Annotated in this window: 20 protein-coding genes and 1 tRNA gene; 8 read left to right on the forward strand and 13 right to left on the reverse strand. The window is 40.0% G+C overall.

The features are described 5' to 3' along the window. Positions 1-260: 260 nt before the first annotated feature. A complete protein-coding gene (locus IE222_RS25425; RefSeq protein ID WP_191277183.1) occupies positions 261-983 on the reverse strand; it encodes an MgtC/SapB family protein in 723 nt (240 codons plus the stop codon). A 202-nt stretch (positions 984-1185) separates the two neighbouring features. Here IE222_RS25425 and IE222_RS25430 point away from each other — a divergent pair. Continuing rightward, positions 1186-1258 (forward strand) — tRNA-Ala (locus IE222_RS25430). A gap of 188 nt (positions 1259-1446) precedes the next feature. On the opposite strand, the gene IE222_RS25435 is transcribed toward IE222_RS25430, so the two are convergent. Next, positions 1447-2889, reverse strand: coding sequence for a DEAD/DEAH box helicase (locus IE222_RS25435; RefSeq protein ID WP_191277184.1), 1443 nt, complete (start codon positions 2887-2889; stop codon positions 1447-1449). Positions 2890-3058: 169 nt separating this feature from the next. Here IE222_RS25435 and IE222_RS25440 point away from each other — a divergent pair, with 169 nt between their 5' ends. Next, the gene (locus tag IE222_RS25440) at positions 3059-3634 is read left to right on the forward strand and encodes an RBBP9/YdeN family alpha/beta hydrolase (protein WP_191277185.1); all 576 of its coding nucleotides are present in this window, start codon (positions 3059-3061) and stop codon (positions 3632-3634) included. Positions 3635-3759: 125 nt separating this feature from the next. On the opposite strand, the gene IE222_RS25445 is transcribed toward IE222_RS25440, so the two are convergent. From IE222_RS25445 to IE222_RS25460, 4 genes are read right to left on the reverse strand one after another with little or no spacing between them, the layout of a single operon-like run. Next, complete coding sequence (locus IE222_RS25445) at positions 3760-4923, reverse strand: cobalamin-independent methionine synthase II family protein (RefSeq protein WP_191277186.1); 1164 nt, start codon at positions 4921-4923, stop codon at positions 3760-3762. Positions 4924-4941: 18 nt separating this feature from the next. Next, positions 4942-5655 (reverse strand): sulfurtransferase TusA family protein, encoded by a 714-nt coding sequence (locus IE222_RS25450; protein ID WP_191277187.1) that lies wholly within the window; start codon positions 5653-5655, stop codon positions 4942-4944. Positions 5656-5665: 10 nt separating this feature from the next. After that, the gene (locus IE222_RS25455; protein WP_191277188.1) at positions 5666-6028 is read right to left on the reverse strand and encodes a DsrE family protein; all 363 of its coding nucleotides are present in this window, start codon (positions 6026-6028) and stop codon (positions 5666-5668) included. Positions 6029-6069: 41 nt separating this feature from the next. Next, on the reverse strand, positions 6070-6309 hold the full coding sequence (locus IE222_RS25460; protein ID WP_191277189.1) for a sulfurtransferase TusA family protein: 240 nt from the start codon (positions 6307-6309) through the stop codon (positions 6070-6072). Positions 6310-6441: 132 nt separating this feature from the next. On the opposite strand from IE222_RS25460, the gene IE222_RS25465 reads away from it, so the two are divergent. After that, complete coding sequence (locus IE222_RS25465; protein ID WP_191277190.1) at positions 6442-7326, forward strand: selenium metabolism-associated LysR family transcriptional regulator; 885 nt, start codon at positions 6442-6444, stop codon at positions 7324-7326. 23 nt (positions 7327-7349) lie between these two features. Here IE222_RS25465 and IE222_RS25470 read toward each other — a convergent pair whose 3' ends face one another. From IE222_RS25470 to IE222_RS25480, 3 genes are read right to left on the reverse strand one after another with little or no spacing between them, the layout of a single operon-like run. Continuing rightward, positions 7350-8486 (reverse strand): zinc-dependent alcohol dehydrogenase, encoded by a 1137-nt coding sequence (locus tag IE222_RS25470; protein WP_191277191.1) that lies wholly within the window; start codon positions 8484-8486, stop codon positions 7350-7352. Between the two features lie 13 nt (positions 8487-8499). Further along, positions 8500-8859 carry a spore coat protein gene (locus tag IE222_RS25475; protein WP_191277192.1) on the reverse strand — a complete coding sequence of 120 codons (360 nt, stop codon included), beginning with the start codon at positions 8857-8859 and terminating at the stop codon, positions 8500-8502. 19 nt (positions 8860-8878) lie between these two features. Then, positions 8879-9082, reverse strand: a complete 204-nt coding sequence (locus tag IE222_RS25480) for a spore coat protein (protein ID WP_191277193.1) — start codon at positions 9080-9082, stop codon at positions 8879-8881. Between the two features lie 137 nt (positions 9083-9219). On the opposite strand from IE222_RS25480, the gene IE222_RS25485 reads away from it, so the two are divergent. The 4 genes from IE222_RS25485 (at position 9220) to IE222_RS25500 (ending at position 12534) form a co-directional block, all read left to right on the forward strand. Next, on the forward strand, positions 9220-9426 hold the full coding sequence (locus IE222_RS25485) for a hypothetical protein (RefSeq protein ID WP_191277194.1): 207 nt from the start codon (positions 9220-9222) through the stop codon (positions 9424-9426). After that, positions 9423-9728, forward strand: coding sequence for a spore coat protein (locus IE222_RS25490; RefSeq protein WP_191277195.1), 306 nt, complete (start codon positions 9423-9425; stop codon positions 9726-9728). Before IE222_RS25485 ends, IE222_RS25490 begins: the two co-directional genes overlap by 4 nt. Before the next feature lie 15 nt (positions 9729-9743). Further along, positions 9744-9887: a hypothetical protein gene (locus tag IE222_RS25495; RefSeq protein WP_191277196.1), complete on the forward strand. Its 144-nt coding sequence runs from the start codon at positions 9744-9746 to the stop codon at positions 9885-9887. 118 nt (positions 9888-10005) lie between these two features. Beyond that, positions 10006-12534, forward strand: a complete 2529-nt coding sequence (locus IE222_RS25500; protein WP_191277197.1) for a bifunctional diguanylate cyclase/phosphodiesterase — start codon at positions 10006-10008, stop codon at positions 12532-12534. 91 nt (positions 12535-12625) lie between these two features. Here IE222_RS25500 and serC read toward each other — a convergent pair whose 3' ends face one another. The 4 genes from serC to IE222_RS25520 all read right to left on the reverse strand — a co-directional run bounded on the left by serC (position 12626) and on the right by IE222_RS25520 (position 17143). Continuing rightward, entirely contained in the window at positions 12626-13720 is a 1095-nt protein-coding gene (serC, locus tag IE222_RS25505; protein ID WP_191277198.1) for a 3-phosphoserine/phosphohydroxythreonine transaminase, read from the reverse strand. 135 nt (positions 13721-13855) lie between these two features. Then, positions 13856-14791: a homoserine kinase gene (thrB, locus tag IE222_RS25510; protein ID WP_191277199.1), complete on the reverse strand. Its 936-nt coding sequence runs from the start codon at positions 14789-14791 to the stop codon at positions 13856-13858. Beyond that, positions 14784-15848: a threonine synthase gene (gene thrC / locus IE222_RS25515; protein ID WP_191277201.1), complete on the reverse strand. Its 1065-nt coding sequence runs from the start codon at positions 15846-15848 to the stop codon at positions 14784-14786. Before thrC ends, thrB begins: the two co-directional genes overlap by 8 nt. A gap of 2 nt (positions 15849-15850) precedes the next feature. Continuing rightward, complete coding sequence (locus IE222_RS25520; RefSeq protein WP_275671522.1) at positions 15851-17143, reverse strand: homoserine dehydrogenase; 1293 nt, start codon at positions 17141-17143, stop codon at positions 15851-15853. A gap of 659 nt (positions 17144-17802) precedes the next feature. Between IE222_RS25520 and serA the strand changes: the two genes are divergently transcribed. Beyond that, complete coding sequence (serA, locus tag IE222_RS25525) at positions 17803-19446, forward strand: phosphoglycerate dehydrogenase (RefSeq protein ID WP_191277202.1); 1644 nt, start codon at positions 17803-17805, stop codon at positions 19444-19446. Positions 19447-19691: the final 245 nt, after the last annotated feature.

Raw genomic sequence — 19691 nt, forward strand, 5'->3', positions numbered from 1 at the left:
GTTTAGTTTTCAAAGAACAATTTTATTGGAATCATTTCCCTTATCCAACATTTTTTCTCAATCGCCCAAAAGCGACTTCTTTAATTTATCATATCCTGCTTCTTAGTGTCAACAACTTTTTTTATTTGTTTTTTGTTGTTTGACGCTCTCTTGAAGAGGACGAGTTTTAATATATCATGTTCAACAAATGATTGCAATATAGTTTTAAAAAAAGTTTTTAAAGAAATATAAAAAGCCAAGAGATTATCTTGACTTTCATCCTAGCTCTCAATTTGAACTTTTTGAACGTTGTTTATGTGTTGGAGACTTTCCATAATTTCAATCTGATTAATTGTATTAGGCACTTTAACTTTAAAGGTATATTTCACGACTGATTCATCCCAATCACTATATTCCATATTAAATTTTTGTATCTCAAGTTTCTTATCAAGAAACAGCTGATTGATTTGATTAAGATTTTCTTTTTCCTCGTTAATTACAATGGAGATTAAATAACTTTCCTGGGGGATATCTCTTTTTTTGAATAATGCCTCTAACTTCGTTTCTAATTTATCTAGGAATAACAATGTTGTTATTATAATAACCGTTACCAATACAGCTTCGAAATACATTCCGACTCCAACCACCAGCCCCAGCCCGGCAACAGTCCAGATGCTGGCAGCTGTTGTTAGTCCTTTAACAGTGACACCGCCATGCACTAAGATAGTACCCGCTCCAAGAAAACCAATACCGGAGACAACATAACTTGGAATTCTGCTGGGATCATACCGTGTTGCTTGCGGATGAGAATTTATAAAATCTTCAAATCCAAATAATGACAGAAGCATTAATAAACAGGAACCCACCCCCACTAATATATGTGTTCTGAGTCCAGCGGGATGGTTTTTTAACTCTCTTTCAAATCCAATAAATCCACTTAATAAAACAATCAATGATAACCTAACGATGATAATAAACATTTCATTGCTAAGTATACTCTGCATACCATTCTTCCCCCTATGTTTCAAACGGATATGTAATTCGGCATTTCCCTTTTTTATATAAGTCTATTCTAATTTTTGTTTAACTATTTAGGAATTTGCATAGCTTCTTAAATACCACATATTACTCAATTATATTCTTTTAAAATTTACCTCTTGCAAGAAAGATAAAATGCAGATATAATAATTTTTGTATTAAGCAAACGGGGCCTTAGCTCAGCTGGGAGAGCGCCTGCTTTGCACGCAGGAGGTCAGCGGTTCGATCCCGCTAGGCTCCATACTTTTTAAATCAGGAAAGCCTGTCATTTTATTGTGACAGGCTTTTTTGTTAATCCGAGAAGAAGGAACTCCTCGGGGAATCTATTTCAATATTGGACAGTGCCAGTTGGCTGTTGATTATCATGCAATACAAAAGTTTGATTAATAATGCTTGAAAAGGGCATGAAAGCGTGGAGGAGCTTTTTCATTATTTATTTCTTCCAGATTTGTTCTTTGTACTAGTTCGGTTATTTTTAATCGAGTTTCCTTCGTTTTTTCTTCTTTTGTTTCCCTCAGAACTTTGCCATGAACGTTCGTTTCTTTGTTGTGTGCCTTTTCTGTTGCCAGCAGCTTTCGCTTTAGGCTTATCGCTCCTTGTCCTATTACCTTGTTCCTCTTTCCTTCCTTCTCGGCCGTCTCCTTTTTCTCTTGGTCCAACAGAACTTCCTCGGTGTCCTTTCCCTCCAACACGTTTCTCCATGTGTCGAGCAGGACGGTCTTTTTTTATTTCAGTCTGCCCCTCTTTTTCCATTTGAGCATTTCCTATATTTTGCTTTTGAATCCGAATATTGAGTCCTTTTTCAATTAGTTCCAATGTAGGCTTGTCTGCTGAGGAGTATAATGTAATCGCTAATCCCTTCATCCCAGCCCTGCCAGTTCTGCCGATTCTGTGAATATAGCTTTCTGCATCCTGAGGAATATCATAATTAAATACATGTGTGACACCTTCTACATCCAGCCCTCTTGCGGCAACATCCGTGGCAATTAACAATTGAATGTCTGCATCCCTGAAACGCTTCATTACCTGCTCGCGTTTTGCTTGTGATAGATCCCCATGTAGCTCATCACAAGCAAATTTGTGCCCTTTTAGCGCATCATATAGTTTACTAACTCTTCGTTTTGTCCGGCAAAAAATAACGGCCAAATATGGTCGATGGGTTTCAATTAAGTTAATCAGCGTTGCTTGTTTGGCACGGTCAATCGTATGAATCGCAAGCTGCTTGACATTCGCCGCTGGACCTTGTGTTTTTTCAATTTGAACATAATCTGGTGTATTCATATGCTTTTTGGCTAAAGCTCTCACTTCCGGAGGAATTGTTGCTGAGAACAGCATTGTCTGCCGATCCTTAGCAGTTTCTTTTATAATATCCTCCACTTCTCCGAGAAATCCGATGTGAAGCATTTGATCGGCTTCATCTAAAACCAAAAAAGAAGCTTTTGACAACTGAACAGTTTCTCTTCTAATATGATCAAGAATTCGACCTGGAGTCCCTACTACAATTTGTGGGTTTGTTTTCAATTTTTTTAACTGTTTCTCTACGTCTTGACCTCCGTACATAGCTAGCACCTTTATATCCTCTAAGTTCTCTGCAAGTTTATCTATTTCATCTGTAATTTGCAGCGCTAATTCCCTTGTTGGTGTAACGATTAGGGCTTGAACATGTTCAGCACTACGGTCTATCTTTTCAAGAATTGGGAGGATAAAAGCAAAGGTCTTCCCTGTACCGGTTTGTGCCTGTGCAATAATGTCCTGGCCTTTCACGATAATCGGAATTGCTTGCTCCTGAATGGGTGATGGGTTGACAATCCCATTGCTTTGTAATGTATCAACTATTTTCTTTGAAATTCCTAATGACAAAAAATCTTTCAAAAATACCCCTGCTTTCTATATGTCCTTCTGTTTATAATGATTGTTTATCTGGATATTTACAAATATTTTTTTTATTAATTGCCTTTTTTATTGGAACAAGATATAATTCATTCAATACCAAGTTTATCAATCGGAATAGTTAAATTTAAATTCTAACGGAGGGATCAAGTTGAATAGACAAAGCTTTCTTATTCTTCACGGTTTAGGGGGAAGCGGGCAAGATCATTGGCAAACTTGGCTTGCTGAAAAACTAACTACTCAAGGGTTTAATGTATATTACCCTACCTTCTCAAATTTTGATTTCCCTAATAAAAAAATATGGCTTAAGGAGTTAGACGAGGTATTGGGAAGGGTTCCTAAGGATCATCAGTTAACAGTTATTACCCATAGTTTAGGCTGCTTACTATGGCTTCATTATACGGCACACCTAAACAAAACACTTGCCAGCCGGGCTATTCTTGTAGCACCCCCGTCACCAAGGGTTGTTCTCTCAGAAGCGAAATCATTTTTTCCTGTACCATTAGAGCGTAAATCTTTATCCTTGGCAGCCAAAGAAACTTTATTTATCCATTCTTCTAATGACCCCTATTGTAGTCTGGAGGATGCCAATTTTTATAAGAATATCGGTTTACCTACTATTACTTTTCCAAATATGGGTCATATCAATACTGCTTCTGGTCATGGCGAGTGGGGATGGATTTTAGAGCAATGCCTTATATCGGAAAAAAGTGCAGTTGGTGTTTAAGTCTATTTGATTGATAAGTAAAGCTGTTGAGGCAGCTTACTTCTTTCCTCCTTCGCTAAAGCAGAATTATTCCATTTAAAAATGCCTGACACCATAAAGTAAGTGTCAGGCACCTGAAATTAGCCTTATACCATTTCCCGCAGCTTCTTCGCCGCGGCCGCCATCACCTTTAGCTTCTTAACGGCAATTTCATCGCTGTTCATCGGGCGCTGGGCAAAAGTGCCAAAGCCGCAGTCCGGATTTAAAAAGATTTTATCATCGGATATAAATTTCCTTACTTCCTGAACCCGTTCCACAATGTTATCTACTGTTTCAACAGCTTCTGTCCTTGGGTTTACAATTCCAAAGCCGATCTCTTTACCCCCGAAATCATGTATCGCATCAATTTCTCCGGCACGAGGAGTTGCAAATTCGAGAATCAGCTGATCTACATGAACTTTAGAGAGATAAGGAATTAACGGATAGTATGGGCCGCGCAGCAGGACTTCTTCTTGTGTGCTCCAGTTCCCACGGCAAACATGGACGCCAATTCGTGTGCCTTTGCCAAGCATCCCTTCTGTCACCTGATTTATCAAATCCAGCGCAAAGGCAATTTCCTCCTCGGCATCGGCCTTTGCCGTCAAAGCCCCGCACATAAAGGTTCGATTTGCGTTTTTCTGTGTGAACACAAGCTCGGTCAACACTGGCTCATCGAATTGTACAAATTCAACACCCGCGCCAATCAAGTCTTCTAATTCTTCACGCAGCACCTGGACAATATCCACCGCCAAGTCTTCTTTGGTCGGATAAGCATCCATTGATAAGCCTTCCACCCACATTGCCCTGGTTAACAAATAAGGACCAGGCAACGCCACTTTAATGGCTTTATCTGTATATTTCTTCATAAAAAAATAGTCATTCAAAGCGAGCGGCTTTTTACGGCTAATCTTTCCTGCAGCAGCCGGGTTCGACATCGAAAAAGCAGGTACATCTAAGGTACCAAGAATTTCTTCGAAGCTTGCTTTATCTTCTACGAACTCTAGCAGCTCCGAAACCGACAGCATCTGAACATTGTTCAAATGCTCAGCAACAAAGGAAATGAAATTGTCACGGCGCTGCTCACCGTCTGAAACAATATCAATTCCTGCCTCCTCCTGCAACTTTAAAATCTTTATTATCGCTTGATCGGCAATTACCTGAAATTCTTCTTCTGTTATTCTCCCGATACGTTTGTCGCGCATCGCCTTTTTCACTTCATTTGACCTTGGCCAGCTGCCAATCACCGTGGTGGGAAACATCGGTATCGTCATGATTGTTATAACCCCCAGTTAAAATACAATTGCAAGCTTTATCTCAATTGGTACAGCTTGTTTCAGAGTTTGATAGATAGGAGAACGGTCCAATGCAGCAAGCCATAATTCCCCCAATACATCTTCAGATTCAGGTGATGACACATAAAAAGTCCCGAAAATCTGATTCATCTGTGGGCTTCCTTCCTGCTCCAACTCCAAATGGTACAATACGTTTTCCAAACCACCCTTTAGTGAAAATTCAAGATGATCAATTTCAATGTTCTTCCTGGAGGCCTGTGCTTTAAAGCCGACTGTCAAACATGAAGCAAGCGCGCCCAATAGATAATCGATTGCACTCGGTGCATTTACCTTAGGGCTAAAATCTGCCGGCTGCCCAACGATGAAACTATGATTCCTTGAAAGAACCTTCACAGAAAGATCCTTTCCACTCTGAACACGCACACTCCACTGGTAGCCCTTTGCCGCTTCCAAATCCTGCTGCAATTCTTCCTGCGCTGCACCTTTTGCAATAAAATAACGAGTTGTGTTATCAGCAGGCTCTGAACCAAGAAATTCATGGTTCACCATCCGACACCAAGCAGGCAGATCCTCGGCAACTGTTCGCTCCCTGCTCCGTACTTCTAAAATTTGCCCGCTCTCTAGTGGATCCATTGCTTTTTTAATAATTAGTAAAAGCCCTGAGCCGCAATCTAAATCGCCGCCATCACAAACCGCATGTGGAGTAACCATAGCGATCACCTTAATACGTGATTGAAGCCGCACCTTGGCTAAGAAATTCAACTAATTTGGCGCCGCCGACAATAACTGCCCCTTCTACTAGTTTTTCCTCGTCCAGACCGCGCTTTTTAAAGCAAGGGCTGCATACCCAGAGTGTACCGCCTGCTTCTACGAATTGATCCATTAACTGTTTTAACGGGGCAAAGCCTTCCTCATGGATATCGTTGGCATACCCTTTTGAAGCAAGATACGCACCTTCCACATTTAAAAATACAACCGTTTCCTGGCCTGATGCCACCGCCGCGTTGGCAACTACAAAACCAACTGTTGCTTTATCAGGATCGTTTTTTGCATTTGTTAAACTTACCAAAAATTTTCCAGCCATGATTTATTCCCCCAATAATTTTTTTATGTAAAAGGTAGTGTTTAACCTTTTTCAATATAATAATGACTTGTTTTGCCAAAATCCTGCCGTTCAAGGAGAGAATGCTTTTGCATCCGGCACCATGCTGGGATGTCTTCCCTGGCACCTGGGTCATAGGAGATAACCTTTATGATTTGTCCGCTTTCCATTTTTTTCATGGTTAGGAACAAATTCATGATTAGTTCGCCGCACCCTGTTTGGCCTGCATCATAGAGTAAATTCACTTGATATTCTTGCGCCATCGGTTCCCTTCCTTTTTTAAAAATTGCAAGTCAATTTCATTATAAAAAAGTGGTACACTAGAAGAAATTCAATTTATCTATTCTATCAATTACTATTAATCGATTATATGAATATAAAAGGGGAAAATTCCGATGGATTTACACCAGCTGTATGTTTTTACAAAAGTCGTTGAACATAAGAGCTTTTCCAAAGCGGCTGAGGATGTTTTTTTAAGTCAATCAACCGTAAGCTCCCATATTCAAGCCTTGGAAAAAATGCTTGATGTTAAACTTTTCGATCGGGTTGGGCGAGAAACGATTGTTACACCTTATGGAGAACGATTATATCAATGGGCATTAAAGCTGTTATTGTTAAAAGATCAAGCTTTGCTTGATTTAAAGCAGGGGATGAATGACTTTCGGGGAGTAATTCATATTGCCGCAAGTTCCGTTCCGGGTCAGTTTTTGCTGCCAAAGATGATAAAGAAATTCAGGGAGCAGTACCCTAATGCCATTTTTCACATCAATCAATCTTCGTCTAAAATTGCATTGGAAAATATTATGAATGGGAGCGCAGACATAGGCATCGTCGGAAATAAATATGAAAGTGACAAACTTCAATATATTCCTTTATTAAAGGAAAAACTTGTGCTCATTACATCTACTCAAATGGATTTATTGGGTCCTGTCAAGCTTGATGAAATCCTGCAGTACCCCTTCATTATGAGAAACCCTGATTCTGGGACAAACGCAATGTTAGAAGGGTATCTGAAGAAAAATAATATTTCAAAAGACGAATTGAATATTATCGCTTTTACCGATTCTGGACAAAGCCTGATGCAGTTTGTGATGCAAAATATCGGAATTTCTATTATCTCAGAAATGGCCGCACAAGAGTATGCACAGCACCACCTGCTGAAAATCCATGAAATAAACGGTTTTGATGATGAACGTTTTTTTTACCTTGTTTATAATATCAATAAAACGCAGTCTATTTTATCAAAATTGTTTATTGAACAGGCGGGAAGTTTAATATAAAAGGGCTTAAATTTTCAGCCCTTTTAAGGTTTCAACACCACTTTAATACAATCCTCTGTCTTCGTATCAAACACTTCATACCCAAGCTTTGCCTGATCAAGCGGCAGGACATGGGTAATAATGTCGCTGGGGTCAAATTTCCTTTCATTCACCATGTTATACAATGTGGGCATATATGGAATAACTGGTGCCTGGCCCATTTTTAGATCAATATTGCGTTGAAAAATATCACCGAGAGGGAAGGCGTTATACCGTCCTCCATACACACCTGTTATTTGAATCGTTCCGCCTTTCCTTACACATTGGCTTGCAATCACAATCGCACTCATCGCCCCGCCATGAAGTTTCATACCGGAGGCGAGAAATTCTAACGGGGTCATTTTCCCATCCATACCGACGGCATCAATGACAACGTCAGCACCGCCCTGAGTGATTTCCAGGAGATAGTCGCCGACATTTTCATGGTCCTCAAAATTTACAATTTCTACTTTATTCGTCCGCTTGGCATGCTCTAATCGGTAACCGACATAATCTACCGCAATTACCCGCTTTGCCCCTTTTAACCAGGCAAATTTTTGAGCCATTAAGCCAATCGGGCCGCAGCCAAGGATGATAACGGTGTCCCCGTTTTTCACCCCGGCGTGATCGACGCTCCAATAAGAAGTGGGCATCACATCCGCAAGCAGCATCAATTTCTCATCTTCAACCTCACAATTTTCCGGAAGCTTAAACGGAGTAAAGTTACCAAATGGCACCCGCATATATTCAGCCTGACCTCCAGCATAGCCGCCAGTTGTTTCGGAATAACCAAAAAAACCAGCCCCCTGACCATGCGGATTGCCGTTATCACATTGACTCGTCAAATCATGAGTGCAATACCAGCAATGGCCGCAGCTAACGTTAAATGGAATAATCACTCGGTCGCCTTTTTTTAATTTTGTAACCTCAGGTCCCACTTCCTCGACAATTCCCAATGGCTCATGACCAATTACATAGTCAGTTGGCAAATTAGGAATCATTGCATGAATCAAATGTAAATCCGAACCGCAAATTCCGGAGGTGGTAATTTTCACAATAATATCGTCTGCATTTTTGATTGTTGGGTCCTTTACCTCTCGAACCTCAACATTCTTAATACCTTGGTATGTAACAGCCTTCATCAAAGATCCTCCTTTATTGGTTCGGTGTTGCAAACATGCCTTGACGGTCAGTATCATTTGGAAATAGATTTAACTCTGAAATTTGTATGGCTGTTTCTGCAGCCTTTAAGTCAACCGTGACTTGTTCTCTTATATTGTGAGGGTTCAGCCATCCTTTTTTAATCATCAAATCGGATATTTCAGTATGAAGATCAATGGCCGCTTTCATTTGACGATGCAAAATCCTTCTAAGTTTCGGGTGTGCAGTCTCGGTTATTGCAAAACCATAATTGCGTATCCCAGTTTTGACCCCAAGCAAAAAATCCATTGCTATGGCAGAATCCGCTAGATTAGGCATTCCCTCGGCATTTCGCGGGTCTAAAAAGTCTTCCATTTAGGTTCACTCCATTACGTTATTGTAGTAGTTGGCTATCCTTATAAAAACCGACTAATTCGTTGATATCTTGTTTCGATTGCTGGACGTCTTTTTCCATTAGAGCTTTAAGCTCGTTATCAAAACAGATTCCCTGCATCAGTTTTGATTTCAGTAAACAAACCGTTTTAAAATTTATCAGCTCATGCGTCTCCATTGTTTCATGCAGCGCTAGGTTATCCATGCATTCACCTCCAAATATATTCCAGCCTTATTTTCCCCCTTAGCTATTTTCATTTATGCAAGCTTAGAAAATGAATAATCACGCAAGACATTTGAGATGATAAAAGTGAAAAAGTACTTATCACGGAGGAAGACATGATGGCAAAGCATTTGGCTCTTCATGAAACATTGGATTTACATGAATTATTAGCCTTTAAAAACCTTTGTTTAACGAAAACGACGACGATGAGCAAATTAGCTCAGGATGAAGAACTGCGGACGATGCTTGAAGCGGATACTGCTGCAGGGATGCAGCATATTCAGCAAATCCAGCAGTTTTTAACGAATCGGGGGGATGGCGTGTGAACCAACTAATTCAGAACCTTGTCGGAATGGGCGGCTTGACTGATCAGGTGATAGCCACAGATTTTCTTATATCCGCAAAGGCTGCTGTGAGGAATTATGCTGTGGCAATTACCGAAACGGCCACACCTGAGTTAAAAACTGCTTTACAACAGCAATTAAATGATGCGATAGCAACGCATGAGAAAATTACTATTTATATGATGGCCAAAGGTTATTATCACCCCCATGATTTAAGTGAGCAGCTGCAGCTTGATCTAACCACATCCAAAACTGCCATCAACCTAGCCCAAAAACTGCAGTAGAAAGAAGGAATAAAAATGTCTGATAAATGTTTTTACTGTGCAAACGATCTTGAAGAAAGGCAAATGCATTATGTCTCATTTGTTGCCTCTAACCAGGAGAGAGATGAAACACTTTGCACCGAATGTTATCAAGAGTGGCTCCATGGTATAAAAGAATAATATGCGAATGAAAAGGACCAGCTGTTAAAATCAGGTATGGTCCTTTTCTTTAATCTGTAATAAAATATTTCTACTTGAAAAAAATAGTATGAAATAAAGCTGTTTGGAGTGTGTATTATTGTCGATTAAGAAAAAGATTCCCCTCATATTTTGTCTTTTAGTTTTTTTCATCTTGTTAACCAATAATGCCTTTCATTATATACGTTCAAAAAACCAGCTGCTGAATTACAATGAAACAATAATCAAGATGATTGTGAAGGAAGTTTCGTACCAGGTAAAAAATACAAAAAATAGCAGCTTGTATGTAGAAGATATTCTCGGCAGAGACTTACGAACAGCATCATTAGCGATAAAACACAACCTTCCAGCTCGTTACCAGGATATTACAAATGATCAACTCAAAAGGTTAGCAAAAGAAACCGGAGTTTCCCATATAACTTTATTAGCCAAGACAAGAGACGACATTCTCGGTGTCAGGTCCTCAGACCCGTATGAAATCGGAATGGGAACCAAAGGCTGGGGCTACTGGTATGATGCCTATAATCAGCTTTTTGCCCTGCAGCCGGTATCTGTAGAAAAAGGACTCACACTCCCAAACTATTGGACGGGGCCGATTGAAGTCGCATCATCCAATCCGAATCATATTGATAAATGGGGATATTATTATGACGGATCAACTAATTATATTATTAATCCTTATTTTCGAGATAAAATTACAGATTACGAAAAGCGATTCGGTCCATGGAAAATAATCAAAGATTTTACAAGAGAAGAAGGGATATTAGAGCTAACCGTTTTTAATCCAAACAATTTTGGAAAGAAAGAAGAAGTTGTTCGTTTAAACGGTAATAAATATGTTCGAATCTCGGCTCAGCCAATATGGTATGGCAAGTATCAATATCAAAATATCGCAACAGACGCTGCAATGATCAAGAAAGCCGTTAAAACGAAACAAAACCAATCTTATAGAGGAGATCTTAATGGCAAAATGATTATGAAAACATTCGTTCCTGTGTTTTCAAAAAACGATCAGCCTTTTGTCATTGGACTCGTGTATAATTATGGAATAATTCAGGAAGAACTGCGACATGAACTTGTTGTCCATATTCTTCTCTCTATTGCCATTATGATAATTGTTTTAATTATTAGCTTTATTTTTTCAAGATCAATCACTCAGCCGATTGGATATATCGTAGAACAGGTAAATGAAATTGCCCAAGGGAACTTCGGAAAAACCTTGAAGTTAAAACGAAAAGATGAATTAGGTTTGCTTACCGAAAACGTGAATGCGATGTCAAACCACTTACTCAGCTATGTAGAGGATTTAAATCAAAGTAAGAAACTGATTGAATACCAAGCCTATCATGATCCATTAACAGGATTGTTAAACCGCCGCTATTTTCAAGAAAAATTGAAACAAATTATCAATCACGCAAATAATACTGGAGAAACGGTGTCTGTTTTATTTATAGATTTGGATCGTTTTAAACAAGTGAACGATTCATTCGGGCATAACAAAGGGGATGAAATCTTAAAAATTGTCGCCGGCAGGATTAAAGATTGTTTTCCTGATGATGATCACGCCATTATTACAAGGCAGGGCGGCGACGAATTTATAATTTTAATCAAGAATTGGACACTAACTGAAACAAAGTCTGCAGCCGAAAGAATGGTAAATAATTTAAAACGTCCTTATTCCATTAATGATAATGAAATTTATCTCAGTGCCAGCTGTGGAATCAGTATTTACCCGGAGCATACAAACAATATTGACACGCTCATTATTTATTCTGATTTAGCGATGTATTCCGCTAAAAAAGAAGGCGGAAATAGAGTTACTGTATATTACGATAAGTTAAACCCATCAAATATTGAAAGGCCGCGTTTAGAAGCTCACTTAAGAAATGCGATTGAAAATGAAACAATTGAAGTTTGTTATCAGCCAAAAGTCAATGTCGAATTGGGAACTATTTTCGGAGCAGAGGCTCTTGTCAGATGGACAGATGAAGAATTTGGGGTTGTTACACCTGAGGTATTCATCCCAATCGCAGAAGATACGGGGCTTATTCAGCAGTTATGGGATCTTGTAATGAGGAGGTCTTGCAAGCAAGTTAGTAAATGGAATACGAACCTTACTCAACCATTATCTATTTCCGTTAATTTCTCCGCACGGCAATTTCAAGAGCCAAGCACCATGCTTCAAAGGGTTAAGGATATCCTTGCTGAAAGCAACCTTGCACCAGAGCATTTAGAAATTGAGATTACAGAAAGTATTCTTTTAACAAATTCTAGTGAAATCGTCCATACACTCAAATCTCTACAGGATTTAGGGGTTGCTGTTTCGATTGACGATTTCGGAACAGGTTATTCTTCCTTAAGCTATTTAAAGGATTTACCGATTAACACCTTAAAAATTGATCAATCTTTTATTCAGAATATAGATCAAGATTTTGGAAATTCACAGATTCCTGAAGCAATCATCAATCTTGCTCGCAGTCTTCATCTTGATGTTATAGCTGAAGGTGTCGAGGAAGAATACCAAAAGGAGTTTTTACGGTCTAAGAATTGCGTACAAATGCAAGGTTACTTATTTAGCAAACCACTCAGCAAAGATGATTTTGAGCAATTCTTAAAAAATTTCCATTAAATTAAGAAAAACTGCCCGTTGTCATTGGTTAATGAAACGGGCAGTTTTTGAAAGAAAGTATTTAACTTACAAAAGAATCATGCCGTTTCTGTTATCCGTTTACCTTTTGGAATTGTTTCATGAATTCGCTGAATGCTTTGCAGGCTTCATATGGGACTGCATTGTAGGTAGAAGCCCGGCACCCGCCAACAGACCGATGACCTTTCACACCGACAAAGCCTTCTTGACCCGCTTCAGCCAAGAATTTCTTCTCTAATTCCTCATCCTTCACCCGGAACGTAACATTCATCAGTGACCGGCTGTCCTTTTCTGCATGTCCAACATAAAAGCCATTGCTTTCGTCAATTGCATCATAAAGCAATTTTGCTTTTTCTTCATTACGCTTGGTAATTTCTGCGATGCCGCCAATACCTTTCACCCAGTTTAGAACTTCACCAAGCATGTAAATGCCAAAGGTTGGAGGAGTGTTGTACAAGGAATTGTTATCTGCATGTGTGCTGTATTTCAACATTGTTGGGATATTTTTATTCGCTTTTTCAATGAAGTCCTTGCGAATAATCACCACTGTCACACCTGATGGTCCGAGATTTTTCTGTGCTCCTGCATAGATTAACGAAAATTTACTGACATCCACTGGTTTTGACAGGATATCACTTGACATATCACCAATTAACGGCACATCAACGCCAGGGAACTCCTTCCATGCAGTACCGAAAATAGTATTGTTTGAAGTTAAATGCAGATATGCATCATCGGCATTATACTGCAATTCATTAAGCTGCGGGATTCGGCTGTAGTTACCGTCTTTCGTGCTGGCTGCATGATAGGGATTACCGAATAACTTAGCCTCTTTAAAGGCTTTTTCTGACCAGGAACCGGTCATTACATATCCAGCCTTTTGCTCTTGTTTTAAGAAGTTCATTGGAATCATGGAGAATTGAAGGCTTGCTCCTCCTTGGACAAACAGAATTTCATAATCATCCGGAATAGACAATAATTCTTTTAGAGAATCCTTCGCCTGATTATGCACTTCTTCATAATCAGCGCTGCGGTGGCTCAGTTCCATCACAGACATACCCGTGCCGCGAAAATCAATAAACTCTTGCTGAGCCTTTTCTAAAACCTCCAGCGGTAAGGCGGATGGGCCGGCATTAAAGTTGTAAGCACGTTTTACTTGTAAATTCATTTTATTTCACTCCCGTTTTAACGTTTTACACCATCAAATTATAACACTAAAAAGAAAAAATATATTTCAAAAATAAAAAATTACTCCACAACTCAAAACGATTAGTAAAGGGCAGCAATATCGCTGCCCTTAGGTTCATACAAGCTTCTTCCTTTGATTACTATATTCCTCATATTCTTCTACAAGACTGCCATCATAATCGATTTGAAGAAGCTTTATCGTCATTTCTGGATAACTCTGCTGCAAGTTTTGAGAAAGTTTTCTTCCTTTGCCTTTCTCCGTAAAGCAAATAACGGTTGGACCGGCTCCGCTTAATGCTGTTCCAAAGGCTCCATTTTTCTTAGCCGTTTGTTCTACGTCCTGATAAAATGGAATAAGCGGTCGGCGATATGGCTGATGAAAACGGTCCTTCTCCATCATTTTACCTGCCAATCCCCAATTCTCGCTTAACAAAGCTGCGACCAAAAGGTTAGCTGTAGAAGATGCTTGGATTGCTTCACTGCGTGAGAATGCAGCAGGCAGGACATCTCGAGAATCCTTCGTTAATAACGTCTCCTTTGGTATCGCAACTACAGCCTCAAAAGGTAAATTTGTAAATGATAACATATCTACTTCATTTTGTTGATAGCAGCCCACCACAAGTCCTCCATAAATAGAAGCTCCAACATTATCCGGATGACCCTCAAGCTCGGTTGCTAATAGGAGCTTATCTTCTTTGGTTAATCCTAGACCGCAGCCCAAGTCGGCAAGTTCGATCCCGGCAACGATAGCAGAAGCACTAGACCCCAGCCCGCGGGCTAATGGAATTTCACTTTCAAGCTTTACTTTAAATGGAGTTAATACTTTTCCATATTTCTTCGCAACACCTTCAGCAACTTGAGCAATAAAATGCTGATTACCATTTGGAAGATTCGTAAGCTCCTGATTAGAGGAATAAAACTCCCATCGTTCACTCTTCTCAACCTCAAGGGTTAAATACAAATTGAGTGCCAGCCCCATGGAATCAAACCCTGGTCCAAGATTAGCCGTACTTGCTGGAACCTTAATCAAATAGCTATTATTTTTAGACATTTGTTACAACCCCTCGAATATGTGCTGCTACCGCATTTTCGTCGTTTGGCAATTGAGTCGGCGTAACAAGACTGCTATTAATGGCGGTATCAGGATCCTTTAATCCATTCCCTGTAAGGACAGCGACAATTTTTGTCCCTTTTGCGATTTTTCCATTTTGAATACTCTTATACACACCAGCAATGGACGCGCAAGAGGCAGGTTCCGCAAAAACGCCATCGGTTATGGCTAGTTTTTTGTAGGCAGAAACAATTTCTTCATCAGTGACCTCGTCAAACTGCCCATCTGATTCCTGAACGGCATTTACAGCCAAATTCCAGCTCGCTGGGTTTCCAATTCTGATTGCCGTAGCAATGGTTTCCGGATTTTCAAACACACGATTGTGAACAAGTGCAGCAGCTCCAGCCGCTTCAAAACCAAACATTCTTGGCAGCCCTGTTTCCTTCTTGGCGTTGTATTCTTTGAATCCTTTCCAATAAGCGCTGATATTTCCAGCGTTTCCGACTGGAATCGCTAAGATATCTGGTGCAAACCCCAACTGGTCGCAAACCTCAAAGGCAGCTGTTTTTTGACCTTCAAGTCTATATGGGTTTACTGAATTCACAAGTGTAATGGGTTCTACTTCACTAATGTTTCGAACCATCTGTAAAGCCTGGTCAAAATTTCCCTCAATGGAGATAATCTCAGCACCATACATCATCGCTTGAGCGAGCTTTCCCATCGCGATTTTCCCTTCAGGAATGACGACAATACATTTTATTCCTGCACGTGCGGCATATGCCGCCGCTGCTGCTGAAGTATTTCCAGTTGAAGCACAGATAACCGTTTTACTCCCATCCTCGACAGCCTTGGCAACAGCCATAACCATTCCTCTGTCTTTAAAGGAACCGGTAGGATTAGCCCCTTCAACTTTTACATAAAGCTCTACTCCCCATTCCTCGGACAGTCTTTCAAGCTTAATTAACGGTGTATTTCCCTCATTAAGAGTAAGTTTAGGAGTAATCTCATTGATTGGTAAATATTCTTTATATGATTCTAATAATCCTGGCCATCTTATCATTATTTCCTCACAACCCTGTATGTGCTTTTTACTTCCTTCACAGCTTGCAAATCATGTAATTCCTGTAAAATCTGATCATAATTTGTTAATGACGCCTGGTGCGTCACTAATACAATTTCAGATGTTTCATTTTTCTTAATTGGCAGCTGAAGAATTTCTTCAAAGCTTACCCCATGTTTGGCAAAAATCGTGGTGATTTCAGCAAAAACTCCGACTTCATCCTGAACATGAATTCGTAAGAAATACTTGGAATACTTCTCGCTGTCTTCTTTTAGCTGTTTCGGATATTGCGGTGTTACTGCACTCTTCCCATTAACATCAATGCGTAAATTTTTGATCACAGCCACTAGGTCGGAAACGACAGCTGATGCTGTTGGCAGGCTTCCTGCACCTGGCCCGTAAAACATAGTTTCCCCTACTGCCTCACCATATACATACACGGCATTATATTCATTTTGGACAGAAGCCAGCGGATGATTGTTGGATAAGAAGGTCGGTGCAACACTAACCTCGACCTTTTCTCCTTCGCGGTGGGCATAGCCAATCAGTTTCATTGTATAACCCAGCTTCTTACCATAGCGGATGTCCTCTTCAGTAACGTTGGAAATACCTTTTACCTGTACATCATCCAAATCGATATGCATCGAAAACCCTAGAGTTGCAAGGATTGTCATTTTACGGGCTGCATCTAAGCCTTCGACATCTGATGTTGGATCTGCTTCCGCAAATCCAAGGTCCTGCGCTTCCTTTAGAACCTCATCATACGATCTTCCTTCATTGCTCATTTTTGTTAAAATATAATTAGTTGTGCCATTAACGATTCCCATCATTTGCGTGATTCGATCTGAAGCCAGTCCATCGACTAAGCCCCTTAGAATAGGGATTCCACCGCCGACACTTGCTTCATAGAACAAATCACAGCCATATTCTGAAGCAACTGTTAACAACTCCGAACCATGAAGGGCCATTAAATCTTTATTGGCCGTCACCACATGTTTTCCTTGGCGAAGCGCCGTAATCAAATAATCTTTTGTTGCATCGATTCCGCCCATTACCTCAATTATGACATCAATATCCTGATCTAATAGAATCTCATCAGCACTTGAAGTTAGAATTTTCGGGTCTATTTCAACTGGTCTCTTTTTATGTACATTTTGTACAAGAATTTTTTTGATTTCCACTGGACATCCTACTTGATGCATCAATTTATCTTGATGATTTTTAATAATTTGAACGACGCCCGTCCCTACAGTACCTAAGCCTAATAATCCAATCGAGATTGATTTCATCATTTCCCCTCCTCAGTCAGTGTCCTTCCACTGCGTACAAATGTATTTCTGTTGTAGACATTATATGATTCTCTGAATCTTTTTACAATAGTTTGTTTTATATTTATATAATGTGTAATCGCTTACCACTGCATTATCCTTGAATTTGCCACCATATCAGAAATTTTTTTCTCGAAAAAGTACGAATTTTTTTCTATTTTGTCCCTTTACATTACTATAAATGGGGAGTAGAATAATCCCTATATTCAACAATTTTGAAATTTCATTAAATTCAATCATAAATAATTGTGATGATGAAGACGGCATTAAGAAATGGCTTCAGAGAGCCGGTGGACGCTGTGAACCGGTGCCTATCTTAATAGGAAAAGCAAAAGCGTAGATATGCGCAAATAGCTTTACCTGGCCCAGCCCTTCTGAACTGGCTGCTGAACGGCGACTACTAGGCAAGCCCGGATAAAACCGTTACCTGATCGAGGCCGTGCGTTAATTTTTCGGCAAAAGAGGGTGGCACCACGTTAATTTACGTCCCTCATAACAAGACCAATATGTCTGTTATGAGGGACGTTTTATTTTTTCCATTAAAGTCTTATAAGTAATAAGAAGCATTATAAGTTACAAGAAGGAAGAACTTAGGATAAAACACAAGGAGGCAGGGATTGAAAATGTATAAAGTACTTGTCACAGACGGAATTAGTCAGACTGGTTTAAAAAGTTTGTTAGATCACCCGCATTTTATCGTGGACAGGCAGCCAACACTGCCTACAGAAGAATTAATAAATATCATTGGGTCCTATGATGCCCTCATTGTCCGAAGCCAAACAAAGGTAACCGACGAACTGCTGCAAGCAGCAGACAGACTGCGCGTCATTGCCAGAGCAGGTGTTGGGGTTGATAACATTGACGTGAATGCAGCCACCAAAAAGGGCGTGATTGTCATTAATGCCCCGGGTGCCAATACGATTGCTGCTACTGAGCATACATTAGCTATGATGCTGGCACTTGCTCGAAAGATTCCACAGGCGCATCAAAAAACAGCTGGCGGCGAGTGGGACCGTAATTCCTTTAAAGGGGTAGAATTATACAAGAAAACACTTGGTGTTGTCGGCATGGGAAAAATCGGTACAGAAGTAGCAAAACGAGCTAAGAGCTTTGGCATGAATATTTTGGGCTTTGATCCTTATTTAACAGAAGATCGTGCGAAAAAGCTGGGGATTACAAAAGCAAGCCTGGATGTAATTGCTGCTGAGTCTGATTTTATTACTGTTCATACGCCTTTGACCAATGATACGAGAGGGATTATTAATGACGAATATTTAGCTAAGACTAAAAAAGGCGTCCGTATTGTGAACTGTGCCCGCGGCGGTATAATCGACGAAAAAGCTCTTGTCCGAGCGATTCAGTCTGGCCATGTAGCAGGAGCTGCACTGGACGTTTTTGAAAAGGAACCAGTTGCTGATCCAGAATTACTACAAAACCCAAATATCATTGTGACCCCCCATCTCGGAGCATCAACAGTGGAAGCGCAGGAAAAAGTGGCTCAAGAAGTCAGCGCAGAAATCATTGACATATTTGAAACGCAATCAATCCAACATGCGGTTAATATGCCGCAAATGTCCGGTGAAACCCAGGCAAAGCTTCAGCCATATTTACTGCTCGGCGACCAAATCGGACAGCTTGTGATTCAATTGTTGAAAAAGAAAGCACCAGAAAAAATCAATATCAACTACTATGGAGATTTAATCGACGAAGATACTGAATTGCTGACACGGACGCTGCTTCGCGGAATTCTATCCTATCATTTAAGTGATTCTGTGAATCTCATTAATGTTCTTCATTTATTGAAGGAGCAGGAAGTCTCCTATAATGTGCAAAAAAACGCAACCAATAAAGGGTTTGCCAATTACATGGAACTTTCTGTATCTCAAGGTGCTGAAGCAGCCCGCATCGGTGCAACCGTCCTAAATGGCTACGGGGCACGAATTGTAAAGATCAACGAGTATCGAATTGATGTCAAACCAGAGAAATATCTCTTATATATAAAACACAAAGACGTACCAGGCATGATTGGAAAGGTTGGTTCCTTACTAGGTGACTATCAAATTAACATTGGTACCATGCAGGTTGGCCGTGCAGAAGTAGGCGGTGAGGCTATCATGGTGTTAACACTTGATAAGGGGCTGAAGGCTGAGGTACTTCGTGAACTGACACTCATTGAAGGCTTAGAGGAAGCGCAATTGCTGGAATTAACAAATGTAGATTCTCTTGAACATGGACATGTGGAATCTCAGAAGGTAGAAAGTATTTAGGATTTATTATAAAGAGGGACTGCACTGTGGTGCAGATCCCTCTTTGTTTTGTTAGGGACAGGTTTTTAACTGGTCTTGTCCTTATGAGTCCTTTTATGGGACAGTTTGTTAAAAATTATATACGTTTTGTGACATGGGACCTTTCTATGGGACAGTTCCATAATAAATTTAACGTGGTTGGTCCCATAGGATCTTTCTATGGGACAGTTCCATAATAAATTTAACGTATTTTGTCCCATAGGATC

It is taken from the genome of Neobacillus kokaensis, from assembly GCF_014656545.1.
GTDB classification, from domain to species: Bacteria; Bacillota; Bacilli; order Bacillales; family Cytobacillaceae; genus Neobacillus; species Neobacillus kokaensis.

Bases quoted from the DNA above. Each gene is read 5' to 3' on its own strand.
- IE222_RS25425 (WP_191277183.1), bottom strand. From the start codon at position 983: ATGCAGAGTATACTTAGCAATGAAATGTTTATTATCATCGTTAGGTTA.
- IE222_RS25445 (WP_191277186.1), bottom strand. From the start codon at position 4,923: ATGACGATACCGATGTTTCCCACCACGGTGATTGGCAGCTGGCCAAGG.
- IE222_RS25450 (WP_191277187.1), bottom strand. From the start codon at position 5,655: ATGGTTACTCCACATGCGGTTTGTGATGGCGGCGATTTAGATTGCGGC.
- IE222_RS25455 (WP_191277188.1), bottom strand. From the start codon at position 6,028: ATGGCTGGAAAATTTTTGGTAAGTTTAACAAATGCAAAAAACGATCCT.
- IE222_RS25460 (WP_191277189.1), bottom strand. From the start codon at position 6,309: ATGGCGCAAGAATATCAAGTGAATTTACTCTATGATGCAGGCCAAACA.
- IE222_RS25465 (WP_191277190.1), top strand. From the start codon at position 6,442: ATGGATTTACACCAGCTGTATGTTTTTACAAAAGTCGTTGAACATAAG.
- IE222_RS25470 (WP_191277191.1), bottom strand. From the start codon at position 8,486: ATGAAGGCTGTTACATACCAAGGTATTAAGAATGTTGAGGTTCGAGAG.
- IE222_RS25475 (WP_191277192.1), bottom strand. From the start codon at position 8,859: ATGGAAGACTTTTTAGACCCGCGAAATGCCGAGGGAATGCCTAATCTA.
- IE222_RS25480 (WP_191277193.1), bottom strand. From the start codon at position 9,082: ATGGATAACCTAGCGCTGCATGAAACAATGGAGACGCATGAGCTGATA.
- IE222_RS25485 (WP_191277194.1), top strand. From the start codon at position 9,220: ATGGCAAAGCATTTGGCTCTTCATGAAACATTGGATTTACATGAATTA.
- IE222_RS25495 (WP_191277196.1), top strand. From the start codon at position 9,744: ATGTCTGATAAATGTTTTTACTGTGCAAACGATCTTGAAGAAAGGCAA.
- serC (WP_191277198.1), bottom strand. From the start codon at position 13,720: ATGAATTTACAAGTAAAACGTGCTTACAACTTTAATGCCGGCCCATCC.
- thrB (WP_191277199.1), bottom strand. From the start codon at position 14,791: ATGTCTAAAAATAATAGCTATTTGATTAAGGTTCCAGCAAGTACGGCT.
- IE222_RS25520 (WP_275671522.1), bottom strand. From the start codon at position 17,143: ATGATGAAATCAATCTCGATTGGATTATTAGGCTTAGGTACTGTAGGG.
- serA (WP_191277202.1), top strand. From the start codon at position 17,803: ATGTATAAAGTACTTGTCACAGACGGAATTAGTCAGACTGGTTTAAAA.